At 58.2% G+C, this 16,349-nt stretch carries 19 protein-coding genes; 8 read left to right on the top strand and 11 right to left on the bottom strand.

What is annotated here, in order from left to right:
• Positions 1-273 precede the first annotated feature (273 nt).
• The 3 genes from H8S55_RS13010 (at position 274) to H8S55_RS13000 (ending at position 1,428) form a co-directional block, all read left to right on the top strand.
• The gene (locus H8S55_RS13010; protein ID WP_186879282.1) at positions 274-642 is read left to right on the top strand and encodes an arsenate reductase family protein; all 369 of its coding nucleotides are present in this window, start codon (positions 274-276) and stop codon (positions 640-642) included.
• Complete coding sequence (locus tag H8S55_RS13005) at positions 639-1,049, top strand: peptide deformylase (RefSeq protein WP_186879281.1); 411 nt, start codon at positions 639-641, stop codon at positions 1,047-1,049. The genes H8S55_RS13010 and H8S55_RS13005 overlap by 4 nt, the downstream gene beginning before the upstream one ends.
• Before the next feature lie 109 nt (positions 1,050-1,158).
• Positions 1,159-1,428: a hypothetical protein gene (locus H8S55_RS13000; RefSeq protein ID WP_186879280.1), complete on the top strand. Its 270-nt coding sequence runs from the start codon at positions 1,159-1,161 to the stop codon at positions 1,426-1,428.
• A gap of 701 nt (positions 1,429-2,129) precedes the next feature.
• On the opposite strand, the gene H8S55_RS12995 is transcribed toward H8S55_RS13000, so the two are convergent.
• Together H8S55_RS12995 and H8S55_RS14405 are read right to left on the bottom strand one after the other, a co-directional pair.
• Positions 2,130-2,807, bottom strand: coding sequence for a DUF2461 domain-containing protein (locus H8S55_RS12995; RefSeq protein ID WP_186879279.1), 678 nt, complete (start codon positions 2,805-2,807; stop codon positions 2,130-2,132).
• 24 nt (positions 2,808-2,831) lie between these two features.
• Complete coding sequence (locus tag H8S55_RS14405; RefSeq protein WP_186879278.1) at positions 2,832-4,640, bottom strand: VanW family protein; 1,809 nt, start codon at positions 4,638-4,640, stop codon at positions 2,832-2,834.
• 241 nt (positions 4,641-4,881) lie between these two features.
• On the opposite strand from H8S55_RS14405, the gene H8S55_RS12985 reads away from it, so the two are divergent.
• Entirely contained in the window at positions 4,882-6,051 is a 1,170-nt protein-coding gene (locus H8S55_RS12985; protein WP_186879277.1) for a 5-bromo-4-chloroindolyl phosphate hydrolysis family protein, read from the top strand.
• A gap of 214 nt (positions 6,052-6,265) precedes the next feature.
• On the opposite strand, the gene H8S55_RS12980 is transcribed toward H8S55_RS12985, so the two are convergent.
• Positions 6,266-6,742, bottom strand: a complete 477-nt coding sequence (locus H8S55_RS12980; RefSeq protein WP_186879276.1) for a dihydrofolate reductase — start codon at positions 6,740-6,742, stop codon at positions 6,266-6,268.
• Positions 6,743-6,758: 16 nt separating this feature from the next.
• Positions 6,759-7,592, bottom strand: coding sequence for a thymidylate synthase (gene thyA, locus H8S55_RS12975; RefSeq protein ID WP_186879275.1), 834 nt, complete (start codon positions 7,590-7,592; stop codon positions 6,759-6,761).
• 226 nt (positions 7,593-7,818) lie between these two features.
• Here thyA and H8S55_RS12970 point away from each other — a divergent pair, with 226 nt between their 5' ends.
• The gene (locus H8S55_RS12970) at positions 7,819-8,190 is read left to right on the top strand and encodes a hypothetical protein (RefSeq protein WP_186879274.1); all 372 of its coding nucleotides are present in this window, start codon (positions 7,819-7,821) and stop codon (positions 8,188-8,190) included.
• A 61-nt stretch (positions 8,191-8,251) separates the two neighbouring features.
• Here the strand turns inward: H8S55_RS12970 and recQ are convergent, their stop codons facing one another.
• Positions 8,252-10,081: a DNA helicase RecQ gene (gene recQ, locus H8S55_RS12965; RefSeq protein ID WP_186879273.1), complete on the bottom strand. Its 1,830-nt coding sequence runs from the start codon at positions 10,079-10,081 to the stop codon at positions 8,252-8,254.
• A 446-nt stretch (positions 10,082-10,527) separates the two neighbouring features.
• Between recQ and H8S55_RS12960 the strand changes: the two genes are divergently transcribed.
• Positions 10,528-11,016: an RNA polymerase sigma factor gene (locus H8S55_RS12960; protein WP_238044378.1), complete on the top strand. Its 489-nt coding sequence runs from the start codon at positions 10,528-10,530 to the stop codon at positions 11,014-11,016.
• A complete protein-coding gene (locus H8S55_RS12955; RefSeq protein ID WP_186879272.1) occupies positions 11,009-12,079 on the top strand; it encodes a hypothetical protein in 1,071 nt (356 codons plus the stop codon). The genes H8S55_RS12960 and H8S55_RS12955 overlap by 8 nt, the downstream gene beginning before the upstream one ends.
• Positions 12,080-12,157: 78 nt before the next feature.
• Here H8S55_RS12955 and H8S55_RS12950 read toward each other — a convergent pair whose 3' ends face one another.
• The 6 genes from H8S55_RS12950 to H8S55_RS12925 form a co-directional block, all read right to left on the bottom strand.
• A complete protein-coding gene (locus tag H8S55_RS12950; RefSeq protein WP_147564027.1) occupies positions 12,158-12,745 on the bottom strand; it encodes a hydrolase in 588 nt (195 codons plus the stop codon).
• A gap of 118 nt (positions 12,746-12,863) precedes the next feature.
• Positions 12,864-13,400, bottom strand: coding sequence for an LOG family protein (locus H8S55_RS12945; RefSeq protein WP_147564026.1), 537 nt, complete (start codon positions 13,398-13,400; stop codon positions 12,864-12,866).
• 28 nt (positions 13,401-13,428) lie between these two features.
• Entirely contained in the window at positions 13,429-14,124 is a 696-nt protein-coding gene (gene tenA / locus H8S55_RS12940) for a thiaminase II (protein ID WP_186879271.1), read from the bottom strand.
• On the bottom strand, positions 14,121-14,816 hold the full coding sequence (locus H8S55_RS12935) for a class I SAM-dependent DNA methyltransferase (RefSeq protein ID WP_186879270.1): 696 nt from the start codon (positions 14,814-14,816) through the stop codon (positions 14,121-14,123). Before H8S55_RS12935 ends, tenA begins: the two co-directional genes overlap by 4 nt.
• 278 nt (positions 14,817-15,094) lie before the next feature.
• On the bottom strand, positions 15,095-15,295 hold the full coding sequence (locus H8S55_RS12930; RefSeq protein ID WP_186879269.1) for a hypothetical protein: 201 nt from the start codon (positions 15,293-15,295) through the stop codon (positions 15,095-15,097).
• A 5-nt stretch (positions 15,296-15,300) separates the two neighbouring features.
• Entirely contained in the window at positions 15,301-15,684 is a 384-nt protein-coding gene (locus H8S55_RS12925) for a hypothetical protein (RefSeq protein ID WP_186879268.1), read from the bottom strand.
• Between the two features lie 378 nt (positions 15,685-16,062).
• Between H8S55_RS12925 and H8S55_RS12920 the strand changes: the two genes are divergently transcribed.
• Positions 16,063-16,349 (top strand): MarR family transcriptional regulator (locus tag H8S55_RS12920; RefSeq protein ID WP_186879267.1); only part of this gene is annotated, 287 nt, incomplete at its 3' end.

The raw sequence follows: 16,349 nt of genomic DNA, 5'->3' as shown, positions 1-16,349 counted from the left end.
TGGAACAGCATTCCCACTCTTGTACTTTTTCTGGGATATGTGTATGATAAAGATGGTATTGATCTCATATGGAGGTATACGATGTGAAAAGGATATTCAGAGAACGTCCCATTCTTAAACTCATCCTATTCATTGGCATACAGAGAACGAGTTGATCTATGACTTGGCTTTTTCTGATAATAATACGAAATTGATCGTAACAATTACGTGTGATGACGGTGCGGAACGAACTGAAATAATGGACTTATAAGGTATAATAGGAGTGTGAACACCATGACTTTTCTCTGCTATCCCAAATGCACCACCTGTCAGAAGGCGAAAAAATGGCTGGACGAAAACCACATCGCCTATGAATTGCGAGACATCAAAGCGGAAACTCCCACTTATGATGAGCTGTCCGCATGGTCCCGTCGCAGTGGTCTGCCGCTGAAAAAGTTCTTCAACACCAGCGGTCTGCTATATAAGTCCATGCAGCTGAAAGACAAGCTGCCCGGTATGAGCGAGGACGAGATGCTGAAGCTTCTCGCCACAGACGGCATGCTGATCAAACGCCCCCTCCTGGTGGGGGATGGCCTTGTCCTGGTTGGCTTCAAAGAAGCTCAGTGGACAGAGCGTTTAAACACCAAGGAGGCACGCCCATGATCCGAGAAATTTGCAGAGATGAGGCTTTTCTCTCCCAAAAGGCCCAGCCCGCCACCTTGGACGACCTGTCCACAGCCCTGGACCTGCTGGACACCCTGGCTGCCCACAAAAGCGGCTGCGTGGGCATGGCAGCCAACATGATCGGCGTGAACAAGCACATCATCGCCTTTGACAACGAGGGGACTTACATGGTGATGTTCAACCCCGTGATCGTCAAGTGCTCCGGCCCCTACGAGGCAGAGGAGGGCTGTCTGTCCCTCACCGGCACCCGAAAAGCCAAGCGCTTCCAGACCATCAAGGTCCAGTGGCAGAACGAAAAATTCCAGACCCGGCTGAAAACCTTCACCGGCTGGACGGCGGAAATCATCCAGCACGAGCTGGACCACTGTCAGGGGATCCTCATTTAAGCCGCTTCAGCCCAAAAATTTAAAACAGATTTTTCCAAATTTAACTTGAGGACTTGAGCGCTTTGTGGTATAATCAAGGACACAAGTTGACTGGGAGGTATTTTGTGCGATGAAAACAACGATTTTGCTTTTGTTGCTGTTTCTCTTTTTCGTGGTGGACCTGGTGCTGCGGAGCAAGTATCCCCAGGTCATCCGGCCCTTCGCCCTGATATACAACGTGATCTATACCGGGTTGGTGGCGGCTTATAGCGCCTACTTGATTTATCGGTGTACTATGGTGCGAAGCACCGGGCTGCTGATCCTGGCGGTGTGTTCCGTTGCGGTGCTGGCTGCCACGGTATACTTCACCTGGAAGAACTGGCTGCGGGACCGACAGTAACAGCATCATAGCGAAGCGGTTGCCCCAACACCCGGGGCAGCCGCTTTTTCTGTCCATCTATACGAGAGATGCCGAAAAAAGCGCAAAAAAAGAAGTGACCCTCTGCCGTCCGTTTCGTACTCGGTACGGCGAGGGTCACTCCTGATGCTGCTTGGGTTCTACCATTTGGTTACCTCTCTTTCTTCAGAATGGCTACACGTTCCGCCGATCTCGCGCTACACATCTCCTGTCAACTGAATTGGGGCCGCCCTGCGGTCCGCGCCTCATAGCCGAGGTCCGGTGGTTGGGGGATGGATGGGATGATCGTTGGATGTGCGCTTGCCGCTGTCTGATTCGCCGGTGGAAGAACGCTGGCGCTGGTCTTCTCCTTTCCTGGAGCAGTATCCACAATTCCATGTCTGGATGGGGAAAGCTCTGTTCTGGCGCGCCCTTGAATTTTCCCCGATCCGAATTCGGGTGGAGCGTTTGGTTCTTCGCTCTGGGTGATGCGTTCAGCTTTGCAGTTGGTGGTGCGGCCTTTTGAACTTCTTAGTACATTGGACTCAATCCTTTCTGTTTCTGGCTATAATATACTACATATGCCGCGGAATGTCAAGTACTTTTTGTGCGAAATCTACTTAAATTTTAGCGAGATAGTGAGGTAGCCCAATAAGTTGCAAAAACACCTCTGAACGGCCGCTCAGAGGTGTTTTTCGCGGGGGTCATGGCTGTTCCGGGGCAGGGTCGGCCATGACAGAGCACATATAGTCATAGTAGGGCACCAGAAAGGCAAAACCGTTTACCACCTGCTCCGCCAGTTCTGGGGAAAAATACAGCTCGTCGCAGTTGTGGTCGCTGGTCAGCGTGATCTGCCGCCGGTTATACCAGGGGTAAAGCAGGGTACCGGGGTCGCCCTTGGGCCGCTTGTACATCTGGCCCTCCAGGGCAAACTCCCCGTGTTTTTCCAGGCGGCGGGCCAGCTGTTTTAATGGCTCCGGGTCCCGGTCGATACGGGCGCGGAGCTTGGCCATGGTCTGCGGCGTGGTATTCCAGCTGCCCATGCCGTAGCTGTAGTGCTCTGGAGCCGCCTCGAAATAGAAGCCGGGCTCTGTGTCAGCGGCGGTGGCCATAGGCCGCAGAACGAACCACAGGTGGTCCTTATAGGGCCCCCGGCCGTGCAGCCGGCGGGCATCCCGATAGATGCGGCTGACCTTGCAGTTTAACTGCAGCTTGGGAAACCGGTCATTGATCTCACCGCTGACCTGTGCAGCCAGCTCCCGCATGGGCGCATCCACCAGGGTGCGGAACTCCTCTTTGTGGGCCAGAAACCAGCTGCGCTCGTTGTTGAATCGGATTCCCCAAAGAAAATCCGTGGTCCCCTGGGTAAAACCTTGAAACATGTGCGCTCCTCTCCTGTATCCGTCTTAAGTCTGAAGGTCCTGAGAGGGGGGCTCGTTCCCGCCCGCCGTCTCGCCGCCTGTCTGGGGCGGCGTCTCAGGCGCCGGGGTCTCGGCGGGGACAGTGTTCTCTCCGGTGGAGGGTTTGGTCTCCGTCTGACCTCCGCCGGGTGTGCTGGGCTGGGGCGGTACGCCGTTGGCCCAGGTGGCGGGGTCACCGTCGGCCGGGTTATAGTATATGGTCTTGGGCCGCATCTTATAAGTGCTGGTGCCCATGCTCTGTTCCTGATTCAACGAGCCGTCCTTGTTGTATACATATCGTACCGTCTTGGCCTTCACGCCGGTATAGGGATTCTGCTTGCGGTCCACCTTTGTGGTGCCCCTGGGAATGGAGCTGTCCGCCTTATACTGGGTGGTGGGGGCCACCTGGTCGAAGGTGGTGCTTTTGGGTACGGCATAAGTACCGGTCTCGTTGGTGCCGTAAATCTTGACGGTGAGGTAGCGGCTGCCCCCCTTGTCATAGCTCTCGGTGACGAGCTTCACAGGGTAGTTGGTGTTGTTCCGAAAGCGGAAGTCGGTGGAGCCATAGTACACGGTGGCATCCATGCCCGCAGGGACATAGCCGGTGTTGTACATGTGGCTGCGCCGCTCCACCACCTCCAGGGTGGTGTGAAGCACGGCGTAATAGATGGTGGAGGAGGTCTGGCAGATGCCGCCGCCCACCTCGTCGGTGGAGGCTCCACCCACATACACCGGTGCGGCCTGATAGCCCTTGCTCGCCGAGCGGCTGCCGGTGGTATTGTTATAGGAGAACACCTCACCGGGCAGCAGGATCACGCCGTTGCACGCCTTGGCGGACAGCGCCACGTTGTTCTTCCTGGCAGCGGAGCCGCCCACTTTTGTGGTTCCCTTGCCCAGCAGATCCCGGAACAGCTTGGCGGACAGGCTCTCGCGGGTCTCCTTGGGCTGGGTAACGGTGAGGGGGATGGACACGGTCTCGCCCTCCCCCGCCTGGTCATAGGCGGCCTTCAGCTGGGCGGGGTCAAAGTCCAGACCCACGGATTCAGAGACGATCTCGTGGGTGGTGCCGTCCAAGGCGGCATCCTTGGGCTCGGTATACACGTCCTGGTGGACGGCGTCAAAGTCGGGCTCCTGGGGGGGCATCTGGGTGACAGGCAGGTCCACGTCCACGGTGACGTTCTGCTCCCCCTGGCCGAACTTCTGGGCAAAGCCCTGGTCCAGGGCCTGGTGCAGCAGCTGGGCGGCCTGCTCCTCGTCCGCCGCCAGACCGGTGACCCCCTTGGTCAGCTCCAGGGTCTGGCCGCTGACCTGCCAGTGGGCCATGGTCACGTCGCCCACCTGGCGCTCCATATCCTCTAACAGGGCAGTCAAAGCGGGCTGCTGATCCTGCAGGGCCAACTCCACCTGGCTGCCTGCCCCCAGCAGATGGGCCAGATACTGACCGCCCCGGAGCAGGAAGGGGCCCTCCCCGGCCTGCATGGCCGCCTGGACGGTGGTCTCCTGGTCCACGGCCAGGTCGGCGGCAGACAGCTTGCCGCTCCAGCCCTCGCAGGAGATGTTCAGGGTGATGGGGTCGCCGCGCTCCTCTGCCAGGGCGTTTTTCAGGGCATCCGCCGCCTGGTCCCGGGTCATGCCGGACACGTCCAGTCCGCTGATGCCCACATGGGGCATAATAACGTTCCGGCCGCCCACCCAGGCGCACAGGCCCAGATAGCCGCACAGCAGTACCGCTGCGATCACGCCCGCCAGGACCGCGCCTTTTTTCCCCTGTTTCTGTTCCCCCTTGGGCGCTTTTTCAATGCGATGTCCACTCATGCTTCTCAATTCCTCCATATCCAGCCTCAGCCGGGGTCCGCTCCTCTTTCAGGGAGTCTATTTTGTCAGCTTCTTTGCATTATATCACTCAAATGCCGGGGATATCATTACAGAACAGTTACAACTGCCCGTTTCTTCTGGTGAAAAACCCAAAAACCGCCATTTACTTTTTTCGTTCCCTCAGGTATGATAAGAAATCATAGTGTTTCTTGCCGGGCAGACCCGGCTTGGAGGTTGGACCATGCACATGGATCAGAAGTCGAAGGAGGAGCTGCGCTCCTGGATATTCCCCATCCTTATGCTTATTTTTGTCACCCCACTGGGGGTATTGCTGGTGGTGCTGAAGCTGCTGGGCGGCGGAGGCCTCTCCCGCGGCCAGCGGCGGGAGCAGCGCACCCAGGGCTATGCCGCCCAGTCCGCGACCCGCTCCCCCCTGGGGGCCCGAACCACCGGCGGACAGGGCGGGCAAACCGTATCTCCCGCCGCCGCACCCCAGGTCAGCCAGCAGATCGCCCGGTTGGCAAAAAAGGGCAAGCAGCTCGCTCTCCTGGGTGGTGGGCTGTCCGTGGTGACGGTGCTCGCTCTGGCCGTCTCCATGCGGAACGTGATGTATTGGCTCATCCACGGGGAGTTTGCCTGGTTCCTGGACGATCTTCTGGCCCAGCTGCCCGCCCTGTGCGTGCTGGCCGTGGGCCTTGGGCTGTTGGTGGACGGCATCCGCCGTCAGCGCCGGGCGGGGCGCTTCCGGGGCTATCTGGCCATGATCGGGGAGAAGAAGAGCGTGGCCATCTCCGCCTTAGCCTCCGCCACCGGCCGCCCGAAAAACAAGGTGTGCGCCGACCTGGAGGACATGCTGGATGCCGGACTGTTCCCCAGCGGCTATCTGAACTATGGCGGGGACCGCTTTGTCCTGGGCGGCGGGCTGGAGGACCAGCCGGAGTCCCAGGACACCGCGCCCGCGGCCAAGGCCCAGCCCCAACCGTCAAAGGCAGACCGAGGTGCGGAGAACGCCATTCTAGATGAGATCCGTCAGGTGAATGACCAGGTGGCCAACGAAAAGCTGTCCGCCCAAATCGACCGCATTGGGGTCATCACCGCCAAAATCCTGGAGTATCAGAAGAGCCGCCCGGAGAAGGCCCCCCAGCTGCACAGCTTCCTCAGCTATTACCTGCCCACCACGCTGAAAATTCTGCGGGCCTATGGCCAGCTGGAGTCCCAGCAGATCGCCGGGGAAAACATCACCGCTGCCATGACCCGGATAGAGGGCATGATGGACAAGGTGGTGGAGGGCTTTGAAAAGCAGCTGGACCAGCTGTTCCAGGGGGACACCATGGACATCACCGCCGACGTGGATGTTCTGGAGCAGATGCTGGCCCGGGACGGCCTGACGGGGGAGCAGCTGCGGCTGTAAGCTCGTATCAAACGGGCCGCCGGGGACAGCGGCCCCTACTGAGGGTTACAATAGCTTTTGTAGGGGCGGACCTCCGTGTCCGCCCGTTCGATGACCACCGCACCATCGAGACCCACCCTCATCCGGCCCTTTGGGCCACCTTCCCCCTGGCAGGGGGAAGGCAAGGACAAAAATAAGACAGCTGCGCAGCGAAAAAACTGCGCAGCTGTTATTTTTACGTTCTTTTATACGTTGCGTAATGGAATGTCAGGCCATTCTCCTCCAAAGGCTCCGACTCCTCCGCCAGGGTCCAGCTTGGGTCGGCATCCAAGTCGGGCAGCCAGCAGTCGGCGGGATAGGCCTTGTGGATCTTGGTGATATAGGCCGTGTCGCATTTGTCCAGCAGGGCCTGATACACCGATGCGCCGCCGATGACGCAGGCATCCTCCGGGGCTTGGGCAAGCAGACTGTCCAGGTCGGGGAACACCTCCGCCCCCTCAGGGGCAAAGTCCGGGTTCCGGGACAGGATCAGGTTCCGGCGGCCCTTTAGAGGCCGTCCGCCCGGGAAGGTGGCCATGGTCTTCCGCCCTAAGATCACCGGGTGGCCGGTGGTCAGGGTCTTAAAGCGCTTTAGGTCCTGGGAGATGTAGACCAGCTGGTCGCCGCCCTTGCCCAGGGCCCAGTGCGCGTCCACCGCAGCTATGAGATTCATGACAAGTTTTCCTCCTTTACACCGCCACGGGGATCAGCTTGGGGTCCAGGGAGTGGGCCTGATAGCCCTCCAGCTTCACGCTGTCGGGGGTAAAGGCATAGAAGTCGGTGACGGAGGGGTCCAGGGTGAACTTGGGCGCATCGAAGGGCTTGCGGGCGATGAGCTCCTCTACCACGGGGACGTGGCGGTCATAGATGTGGGCGTCGGCAATGACGTGGACCAGTTCCCCGGCCTGGAAGCCGGTGACCTGGGCGATCATGTGCAGCAGGGTGGCATACTGCATCACGTTCCAGCCGTTTGCAGTGAGCATATCCTGAGAGCGCTGGTTCAAAATGGCGTTCAGGGTGTTGCCCGAGACGTTGAAGGTCATGGAGTAGGCACAGGGGTACAGGGCCATCTCGCTCAAATCATGGTGGTTATACATGATGGCCAGAATGCGGCGGGAGGCGGGGTCGTGCTTTAAGTCCCAAAGGATCTTATCCACCTGGTCCATGTCCCCCTGGGGATAGTGGTGCTTCACCCCCAGCTGATAGCCATAGGCCTTGCCGATGGAGCCGTTCTCATCGGCCCAGGAATCCCACACATGGCTGTGCAGATCGTGGATATTGTTGGACTTCTTCTGCCAGATCCACAGCAGCTCGTCCACGGCGGACTTGAGATACTGCTTGCGCACGGTGAGCATGGGGAACTCCTCCCGCAGGTCATAGCGGTTCACCACGCCGAAGAGCTTGATGGTGTGGGCTGGGCTGCCGTCCTCCCACCGGGGGCGCACCTCCCGGTCCGTGTCCCAAACACCCTTGCTTAAAATATCCTTGCAGGTCTGAATAAATACCTGGTCTGCATAGCTCATAAACATGGCTCCTTCCCGTTTCATTTCAAATAACGTGCCTATCATACCACACTCCCATCGGAAAGGCAACGCAGTTCCATCCCATCCTATTCTCTTCCCGTAAATACCGCCGGCTGTCTCCGGCATCCCGCCGCAAGGTCTCCCTCCCCGCTTGACAGAGAAGTTCTGCGGAACTTTTCCCGCCTCCCATCGTCTAACCACGTAAAAGACGATGGGAGGTTTTTTGATGAAACGAGTTCTTTCCCTTCTCCTGGCCCTGGCGCTGTGCGGGGTACTGGCAGGCTGCGGCGGGCAGGGCGGTGCGTCCTCTTCCGTCGGCCCTGATGCCTCCGCCCCCGGTATTTTGATGCCCCGTATGTTTATGGCGGACGGGGTGCTGTATGAGGACACCGGGCGCGAGAGCACGGTTGAAGGCCGCTGCGGAAATATGGATGGGGAGATCACCTCCTCCGTCCAGCCCTGGCAGCAACCGGAGGAGGACGGCCAGTCCAACTTCGGTTCCGGCTTCGGCTATCAGATCGGTATGGAGGCGGGCACTCTGGAGGTCCTCCAGGACGGACGCTGGCTGGTGTTCCAGGCGGTGGAGCCGGAAACCTGAGGTTTCCCCCTTTCACCCGCTGCTTTTTCTGGGAGGACCGTGTTAAAACAGGCTGTCTCTGCTATGTCTCCTCCTGATACCGCCGTATCTCCTCCAAAAACTCCCGGCCATAGCGCTGGGCCTTATAGCCGCCCACGCCGGAGACCTGGAGCAGGCCGTCCATGGTGACGGGGGCGCGGGCGGCCATGTCCGCCAGGGTGGCGTTGGAGAAGATGAGATAGGCTGGCACCCCCTCCTCCCGGGCCACCCGCAGGCGCAGGGCCTTCAGGGCGGAGAACAGGCCGTCCTCCTCCACCTTCGGCTGTCCCGCTTTTTTTGCGCTCTGGAACACCGGTCTGGCCCGCAGGACCATGACCACCGGCTCCCCCCGGAACAGGATGTCCCCCGCCCGCTGGGTCAGGGTCACGCCGCCATAGACCGGGTCGGTGTGCAGACAGCCCTGTTCCTCCAGATAGTCCATCAGCTCATGGACCTGGGGCCTGGGCGTATCCCGCAGCAGGCCGTAAGTGGTCAGGCCGTCCAGCCCCAGCTCCTTCACCCGCTTGTCCCCGCTGCCCCGCAGCACCCGGATGACCATGGCCGCCCCCAGGGGATAGCCCAGGTGGTTGCGGATGCGCTGGACGCAGGACAGGACCATCCTGGCCTGCACCGTCACGTCCCGCTCCACTGTGGCGGCAGAGCAGTTGCCGCAGTTGCCGCACTCGTCCTGGTGCTCCTGGCCGAAATAGTCCAGAATGTATCCTCTCAGGCAGCAGTTCGTCTTGCAGTAGCCCACCATGGCGTTCAGCCGCCGCCTACCCTGCTCCTCCACCTGCTGCCGCTCCCGGTCGGACAGGGCCTCGTTGTCCTCCCCGTGCTCCAGCAGGAACCGGGCAGTGCGCACGTCCCCCTGGGAGAAGAGGAGAATACAGTCGGCGTCAGAGCCGTCCCGTCCCGCCCGGCCCGCCTCCTGGTAATAGGCCTCTAAACTCTGGGGCATGTTATAGTGGAGGACATAGCCCACGTTGGACTTGTCGATGCCCATGCCAAAGGCGTTGGTGGCCACCATCACCGTTTTCCGGTCATAGAGAAAGTCCTGCTGGTTCTCCCGGCGCTCCTCCTCTGGCAGGCCCGCGTGGTAGCGGGTGGCGGACAGGCCGTGCTCCTGGAGCATCCGGCACACGTTCTCCACCTCTTTCCGGGTGGAGCAATAGACCACGCCGCATCTGCTCCCCCGGTCCCGGACCAGGGCCAGCAGGGCGTCCGCCTTGTTCTTGGGGTGCAGCACTTCAAAGCGCAGGTTGGGCCGGTCAAAGCCGGTGACGATCTCCAGCGGGTCCCGGAGGGCCAGGATGCGGCGCACGTCCTCCCGCACCTGAGCGGTGGCCGTGGCGGTGAAGGCCGCCACCACAGGCCGCCGGGGCAGGCGGCCTAAAAACTCCACGATGCGCAGATAGCTGGGCCGGAAGTCCTGGCCCCACTGGGAGATGCAGTGGGCCTCGTCCACCGCCACCATGGCGATGTCCAGCCGCTGGACCACGGCCAGGAACCGGTCCGCCAGCAGCCGCTCCGGGGCCACATACAAAAGGCGGTACTCCCCCGCCAGCAGCCGGCGGCACACCTGGTCCATCTGGGGTTGGGTGAGGGAACTGTTCAGATAGGCCGCCCCCACCCCGGCCTTTTTCAGCGCCAGTACCTGGTCCCGCATCAGGGAGATCAGGGGGGACACCACCACTGTCACCCCCGGCAGCAGCAGGGCGGGCACCTGATAGCACAAGCTCTTGCCGCCCCCGGTGGGCATCACCCCAAAGGCATCCCGGCCGGACAGCAGGGCATCGATCAGCTCCCCCTGCCCGGGGCGAAATGTGTCATAGCCGAAGTATTCCTGTAAAACCTGATGCTTGCCGTCCATATAGGCCCCTCTCTCCCGCCAAAGGCAGAACCGAATGTCCTCTCATTATAGCACATGTGTTTCAGAAATGGAACATATTTTCTATCTTTCTTTCGTATTATTCTATAGAAATATTGCAGCCATAAATCAAATTTTGCAATTTCCCCCGTTCTGTGATAGAATCTCAGCAAAATTTGATCTAAGCTGACAGCTAGCCCTATCCCTTTTGTCCTTTCGGGACATTTCCCCTTGACAAGGGGAATCGGCCTTTCACAAGGGGGCCAAGGGACGGGGGTTACGGATTGCCACGTCGGGGCGATGCCCCTCCTCGCAATGACAGGCTTTTTTGACGATCTCGAAGGGACAGCCAACGGCTGTCCCTTTCTCTATAATATTCTCTTATTCCTCAACAAATTTCCCTCTCCGATTGTGTAATAGACAGAGAGAACAGAAGGGAGGCGCTTTTCGTGAAGGGGAACCGCAGCACAGAGGAGGTGGAGGCCATCTACCACCGGCATATCAAAATGGTCTATCAGATCTGTCTGATGTTGATGAAAAATGTACCCGATGCCGAGGACGCCGCCCAGACCGTCTTTCGAAAGGTGATGGAGTACCCCAAACCATTCCGTGATCCGGAGCACGAAAAGGCTTGGCTCATCGTCACCGCCCGGAACGAGTGCAAAAATCAGCTGAAGCACTGGTGGCGCACCCACCGGGAGAGCGAAGAAGCAATGGAGAAGCTGACCTGGGAACAGCCGGTGGATGGGGAGCTGTGGGATGCGGTCCTTACCCTGCCGCAGCACCAGCGAATGGCCCTGTATCTCTGCTATTATCAGGGCTATACCGCCCGGGAGGCGGCGGAGATCATGGGGAAGAATCCCTCTACTGTCCGCACCTGGCTGGCCCAGGGACGAAAAAAACTGAAAGAAGTTCTGGAGGTGGAATACCATGGATGACCTTGACCTGCGCCGGATGTTTGATCAGATCGCCCCTACTCAGGAGCAGGAGGTGACCATGCTGGACAGACTGCACAGAACGGAAAGAGAGGAGCAGACCATGAAGCGAGGAATGAAGCGTGGCCTTGTGGCCCTTGTTGCCGCCGCCCTGATGATGACTGCCGCCTTTGCAGTGGCTGCGGGGCTGGACCAGCGGCTGATGGACTACTTTGGAATCGGACAGGAGGACCTGACTCTGGTCTCCAACGGCATAGTTCAGGTAGATAAGACCCACGCCTACAAGAACGGCTGGACAGTGGAGGTGAAGCAGCTGCTGTTCGACCGCTACTGCGGCGAGATCTTGGTGGATCTGACTGCGCCGGAAGGCACGGTCTTGACAGAGCAGGACTACCGCATGGACTTCCGGGTGCTGCCCACCAACCGGGACCTGACCAACCAGGGTTGGGGCGGCGGCATCGGCGGGGAGTACCTGCCGGAGAGCAGCGACCTGGTCCACGGCCGGATCTCCATGCTGCTGCACATCCACCTGGAGGTGGCCAGCGGCGACCTGCTGGGGATCAAACTGAAGCTCACTCCGGAGAAGCTGGGCTGGTGGGGCCTGGAGGAGGAGAACGACTGGGAGTTCCATACTCTGGCGGACTTCCGGGAGGAGAGCTGGACGGTGAAGCTGACCATTCCGGAGGAGGACCCGGGCCGGACCCTGACCACGGAGCAGCCTTTGAACATCGCCGGGTATGAGCTGCCGGTGAAGCAGCTGTATGTCTCGCCCATCTCCTTCCTGTACGACGTGACTGGTCTTCCCTTCCGGGGGCAGCCCTTTGACGGGGATACGATAGAAGGTCTGATGGCGGTCATGGGGGACGAGGAGCTGACTAACGCAGTACTGACCATGGCGGACGGCAGCCAGGTGACCATGGCGGCTCGGTATTTCTGCCAGATCAGCCACCCTGCCGAGGGGATGTTTGACCAGGGGCGGGTGATCTACCGCCTGGCCGACATCATCGACCCGAATCAGGTGAGCTCCGTTACCATTTTGGATCAGAAGTTCCCTGCGGCTGAATAAAAAACAGGCCCCTCCGTTTCTTGACGGAAGGGCCTGTTTTCGTATTATTTCATTCTAATATTGCCATCTGTATTGAATTTACAGTCGATCTTCGTTCTCCAGGAAGTAGGACGCCTCCATATCCGCCATGGCCAGGGCAAAGGCCAGGGGATAGCGCTGCAGAGCCTGGCCCACGGTGCGGTTGTCCTCCGGGCCGGAAAAGCCCATGTGCCACCGGATGGCCATGGCCTCCTCCCGGTTCAGGCGGATATAGCCGTTGGCGATGTACACGCTCTTCTCCCCGTGGCCATAGGGCAGGGGGTCGTCAAAGGTATAGGTGGGCACGGTCTGCCACTTGCCCGACTCGTCCTTCACGTTGCGGGTGCCCTTTTTATAGCAGCCGATCTTACACAGATCGTGGAGCAGAGCCACGATGGCGATGGACTCGTCGCTGTACTCCAGGCCATAGAGCTCCTGCACCCGCTCCCGCTGGAGATAGTCCACCAGACAGTGGTACACGTTCAGGCTGTGGTCACACAGGCCGCCCTCATAGGCCCCGTGATACCGGGCGGAGGCGGGGGCGGTGAAAAAGTCGCACTTGTGCTCCAGAAAATCCAGCAGCTTGTCCGCCCCGTCCCGGGTGATGCAGCTGGTAAAAATCTCAATAAATTCCTCTTTACTGGACATAAAAACCTCCGAAAACGCCCGTGGGCGGAACTATTCTTACGATCATGGGATGCTCTATTATAGCATCCCCTCGGGGAAAAGGCCAGCGTTTTTCTTTCCTGCCCGCCGGGGCCAAGCGCTACGCCTGCGCCAAAATCTCCCGGATCTCCCCCAGGTCCCGGGCAAATCGAATCCCTGCCTGCCGCTCCGGTGTGGACAGGCCCTTTTCGACCATGTGATCCAACAGGGTGCGCAGGCTGTCATAATAGCCGTCTAAATTATAGAGGATGCAGGGGGCATCCAGCTGGCCCAGAGAGACCTTGGACATGATCTCCGATATCTCCTCCAGCGTCCCGGTGCCGCCTGGAAAGGCGAGGAACGCCTGCCCCAGCTGGATCATTTTGGCCTTCCGCTCTGACATGTCTTTCGTCACGATGAGCCGGGTCAGGCCGGTGTGCTGCACCGCCCGCTCCATGAAAAACTCCGGCTCCACGCCGATGACCTCGCCCCCGGCGTTCAGCACGCAGTCGGCCAGAACGCCCATCAGGCCGCTTTTGGAGCCGCCGTAGATCAGCCGGTGGCCGCTCTCCCCGATCCAGCGCCCCAGCTCCTCCACCGCCCGGCCCAAAGCCGGGTCATTTCCCTGGTTGGCCCCCAGGTATACCGTGATATTCATGGCAAACGCTCTCTTTCTGCCGTATTTCTTAGGGATCGTCTCCGTTCTCTCCCATGGCATAGACCATGTCCCAAAAGCGCAGGTCAAACCGGCAGCACGTCTCAAATATCCCGCAAAGGCGCTGTATCCTCTCCTCGTCCGCCGATGCGCCCAGCCTGTCGATCTGGTCGATCAGCGCCTGGTTGGTCTTTTGGTACTCCTCTGAGACGTAGCCTGCAAACCATGCGCCGTAGTTCTCGTGACAAAGGGCGTCGGGGCAGCGCTTGACCATCTCCTCCGCAACATAGGCATAGCTCCAGGAGCAATTCAAAAGCGCCACAAGTCCGGTGAGCACATCCCCCGCCTGGGCCTCCCACAGCATGTAGTGGCTGTAGGCGCTGTTGTCCATATGGGGGCGGGCAAGGCGTATCTCTTCCTCTGTGATGCCCAGGCGTTTCATAAAGGGAAGATGGGTCCGGGCGGTCTCGCCGATGGTGTCCGACATCTCCCCGCTGAGAAAGCGGATCTGTTCAAAATCGTCCGCCTTCTGGATGATGGCCGCAAAGATTTTCACATAATCCCTGAGATACAGATAGTCCTGCAGCATGTAATACCGAAACTTTTCCACCTGGAGCGTACCCTCCGCCATCTGGGTCACAAAGGGGTGGCGCAGGTATTGGGGCCAGAGTTCCTGCACCCGCTCATAGAGCCGCCGGGAAAGCTTCTCGCCGTTTTCCCCGCTCATTTGTGGGCGATGATGGCCACATAGCCGCCGCTCTGATAGCCGGGGACCACGTCCTCCGCATCCTCGTTGGTGTACATGGGATTTTTCAGCAGGGTCTGATAGAACTGGAAATCGTGGAAGCCCAACCCCTTCAGGGCGTCGATCTTCTCCTCGGTGGAGTGCCACACCCCTGCACAGCACAGCTCCAGGGGATAGGGCAGCTGGGGCATGACCCCGTTGAGGGAGGGGTGGTCAAAGGTGCCCACGGCCTTGGCCAGCAGATACATAAAGCCGAAAGCGCTCTCCTTGGGCACGTCCAGGGAGATGAACTTGCCGTTGGGCTTGAGGGCCTTTTTGCAGACATCAAAGGCCAGCGTCAGGTCCTCCATATAGCTGGAGCTGCCGTTGAGGTAGATCACATCATAGGCGTTCTCCTCCAGCTCGGCCTCTTCGATGGCGCCGAAGGCGATCACGTTCACCCCCCGCTTCTGGGCGATGGCACCCATGTCCCGGGAGGGCTCGATGCCCTCGATGCCGCTGCAGTCGATCATACTCTCGAACAGGCCGCTGCCGCAGCCCACAGAGAGCACGCGCTTGCCCGAAATATCCCCCAGCACCTTTTGAAACAGGCGCAGTTCGCTTTGGAACAGGTTTTCATTGGTCATAAACCAGGCGTCATACTGCGCCGCATAGCCGTCAAATTTAGGTTTCATTCTTCAGTGTTCCTTTCTGCTGGTCAAAATTTCAAAGGTCCGTTTATCCTTCTCTGAAGCAATTTTTCATAATCATAGCATAAATCGTGCTGCCCCGCAATGTTATTCTTTTCTGCCCTCTGCCGCTGCGGCCCGGTCAAGGCTCCTCCCGGCACAAAAAAGCACCGGGACATCCCCTGCCCCGATGCTCCTCGTTTCGATTTTGTTGTTTCAGCACAGACGGCACACCTTTTCAGGTGGCGAAAACCTCCTAAACCGTTCCGTTTTCGGAATGGGTCTCAAACCGTTGACTCAGCGTATTTCCAAGTTATAACTGCAAGAATACCGCAGATCACAGCAATTCCGATACAAACAGCTCTTGCAATATTGCTCAGATCCAAAAAGCCGCTCCCCGTCCCTGTAATGGCACAGGAGATCGCTAAAAGAGTCATGAGGGCAAAAAGGATACTAATAACTTTCAGAATGACACACTTTTTCATATGATTCAACTCCTTTGCCGATTCCCATCTGTTAAACCAAGTATACCATACTCTGTTAAGAATATCAAAAGGCAGGATACCACCGCCACGGTGATACCCTGCCTTTGCTCGTCTGCCGTTCTGAGCAGTCCTTTCGCAAAACTTTCTGCGAACAAAAACATACCCGAACCCTTTTCATAAAGAACTGGGTTCGAGTACGAACTGTTTGGTGGAGCATTGTCCACAGCACTCGAACTTTTTAGGCGGGCATATCGTTGCTTCGGGTTGATCAAGCATTTCAACAGCAGTAGGGGACATTCGTTTGACTTCAATATCCATGAGCGTACCACATCTCTGGAAAGATAAGGATTGAAGAGAGAAAGCGCCGCATTGTCGGCAATCATCAGCATGATCGGCCCACCGGATTGTTTGGCAAAGACCTGAATTGCGCCAAAATCCCGGATATAATGTTTTGCGAGTTCATCCGTCTTGGCTTCAAGAGCGATGGACTTTCAAGAAAGAAAAGCGCAAAGAGGGTGAAAGTGTGAGAGCAAGAATCGTCCCGTGGCCACAAATTTTCAATTTTTGAAAATTTTCTGCCCATCCGGGACTTCACTTCTTCAACTCTTGCGAGTTTCCGAAGTGCTCTTGTTGGGGCGTGCCTGCTCCAAACCCTGCTGGAAACGAGTGCGACAAACTGGAAGTTACCTCTATTCAGACATACAAACTGTTGACAACAAAGCTCCTATATAGTATGATTTTATAAACTACTATATAGGAGCTTTTGCATGAAAACAAATGGAGGATTTCTTGTCACCAAAATAAAACAGCTTGGTGACCGGATTTTTGAGAAGATTCTCAGCGAAAAGAATATTGATGCGTTCAATGGAGCCCAGGGACGTATTCTTTATGTGCTGTGGCAGGAGGATGGTATCTCAATCAGGTCACTCTCGACGAAATGCGGATTAGCGATAACATCTCTTACTACGATGCTGGAAAGAATGGAAAATCAAGGGCTGATAAGCCGTGTTCAGTCTGAAACGGACAAAAGGAAAACACTCCTGTTTCTGACTGA

The organism is Flintibacter faecis, from assembly GCF_014287875.1.
Taxonomy (GTDB): Bacteria; Bacillota; Clostridia; order Oscillospirales; family Oscillospiraceae; genus Lawsonibacter; species Lawsonibacter faecis_A.
This window is presented reverse-complemented; position numbering and strand designations above follow the sequence as displayed.

Bases quoted from the DNA above. Each gene is read 5' to 3' on its own strand.
- H8S55_RS12955 (WP_186879272.1), top strand. From the start codon at position 11,009: ATGGATGACCTTGACCTGCGCCGGATGTTTGATCAGATCGCCCCTACT.
- H8S55_RS12930 (WP_186879269.1), bottom strand. From the start codon at position 15,295: ATGAAAAAGTGTGTCATTCTGAAAGTTATTAGTATCCTTTTTGCCCTC.
- H8S55_RS12970 (WP_186879274.1), top strand. From the start codon at position 7,819: ATGAAACGAGTTCTTTCCCTTCTCCTGGCCCTGGCGCTGTGCGGGGTA.
- H8S55_RS12945 (WP_147564026.1), bottom strand. From the start codon at position 13,400: ATGAATATCACGGTATACCTGGGGGCCAACCAGGGAAATGACCCGGCT.
- H8S55_RS14405 (WP_186879278.1), bottom strand. From the start codon at position 4,640: ATGAGTGGACATCGCATTGAAAAAGCGCCCAAGGGGGAACAGAAACAG.
- H8S55_RS13000 (WP_186879280.1), top strand. From the start codon at position 1,159: ATGAAAACAACGATTTTGCTTTTGTTGCTGTTTCTCTTTTTCGTGGTG.
- H8S55_RS12935 (WP_186879270.1), bottom strand. From the start codon at position 14,816: ATGAAACCTAAATTTGACGGCTATGCGGCGCAGTATGACGCCTGGTTT.
- H8S55_RS12985 (WP_186879277.1), top strand. From the start codon at position 4,882: ATGCACATGGATCAGAAGTCGAAGGAGGAGCTGCGCTCCTGGATATTC.
- H8S55_RS12980 (WP_186879276.1), bottom strand. From the start codon at position 6,742: ATGAATCTCATAGCTGCGGTGGACGCGCACTGGGCCCTGGGCAAGGGC.
- H8S55_RS13005 (WP_186879281.1), top strand. From the start codon at position 639: ATGATCCGAGAAATTTGCAGAGATGAGGCTTTTCTCTCCCAAAAGGCC.
- tenA (WP_186879271.1), bottom strand. From the start codon at position 14,124: ATGAGCGGGGAAAACGGCGAGAAGCTTTCCCGGCGGCTCTATGAGCGG.
- H8S55_RS12950 (WP_147564027.1), bottom strand. From the start codon at position 12,745: ATGTCCAGTAAAGAGGAATTTATTGAGATTTTTACCAGCTGCATCACC.
- thyA (WP_186879275.1), bottom strand. From the start codon at position 7,592: ATGAGCTATGCAGACCAGGTATTTATTCAGACCTGCAAGGATATTTTA.
- H8S55_RS12925 (WP_186879268.1), bottom strand. From the start codon at position 15,684: ATGCTGATGATTGCCGACAATGCGGCGCTTTCTCTCTTCAATCCTTAT.
- recQ (WP_186879273.1), bottom strand. From the start codon at position 10,081: ATGGACGGCAAGCATCAGGTTTTACAGGAATACTTCGGCTATGACACA.
- H8S55_RS12995 (WP_186879279.1), bottom strand. From the start codon at position 2,807: ATGTTTCAAGGTTTTACCCAGGGGACCACGGATTTTCTTTGGGGAATC.
- H8S55_RS13010 (WP_186879282.1), top strand. From the start codon at position 274: ATGACTTTTCTCTGCTATCCCAAATGCACCACCTGTCAGAAGGCGAAA.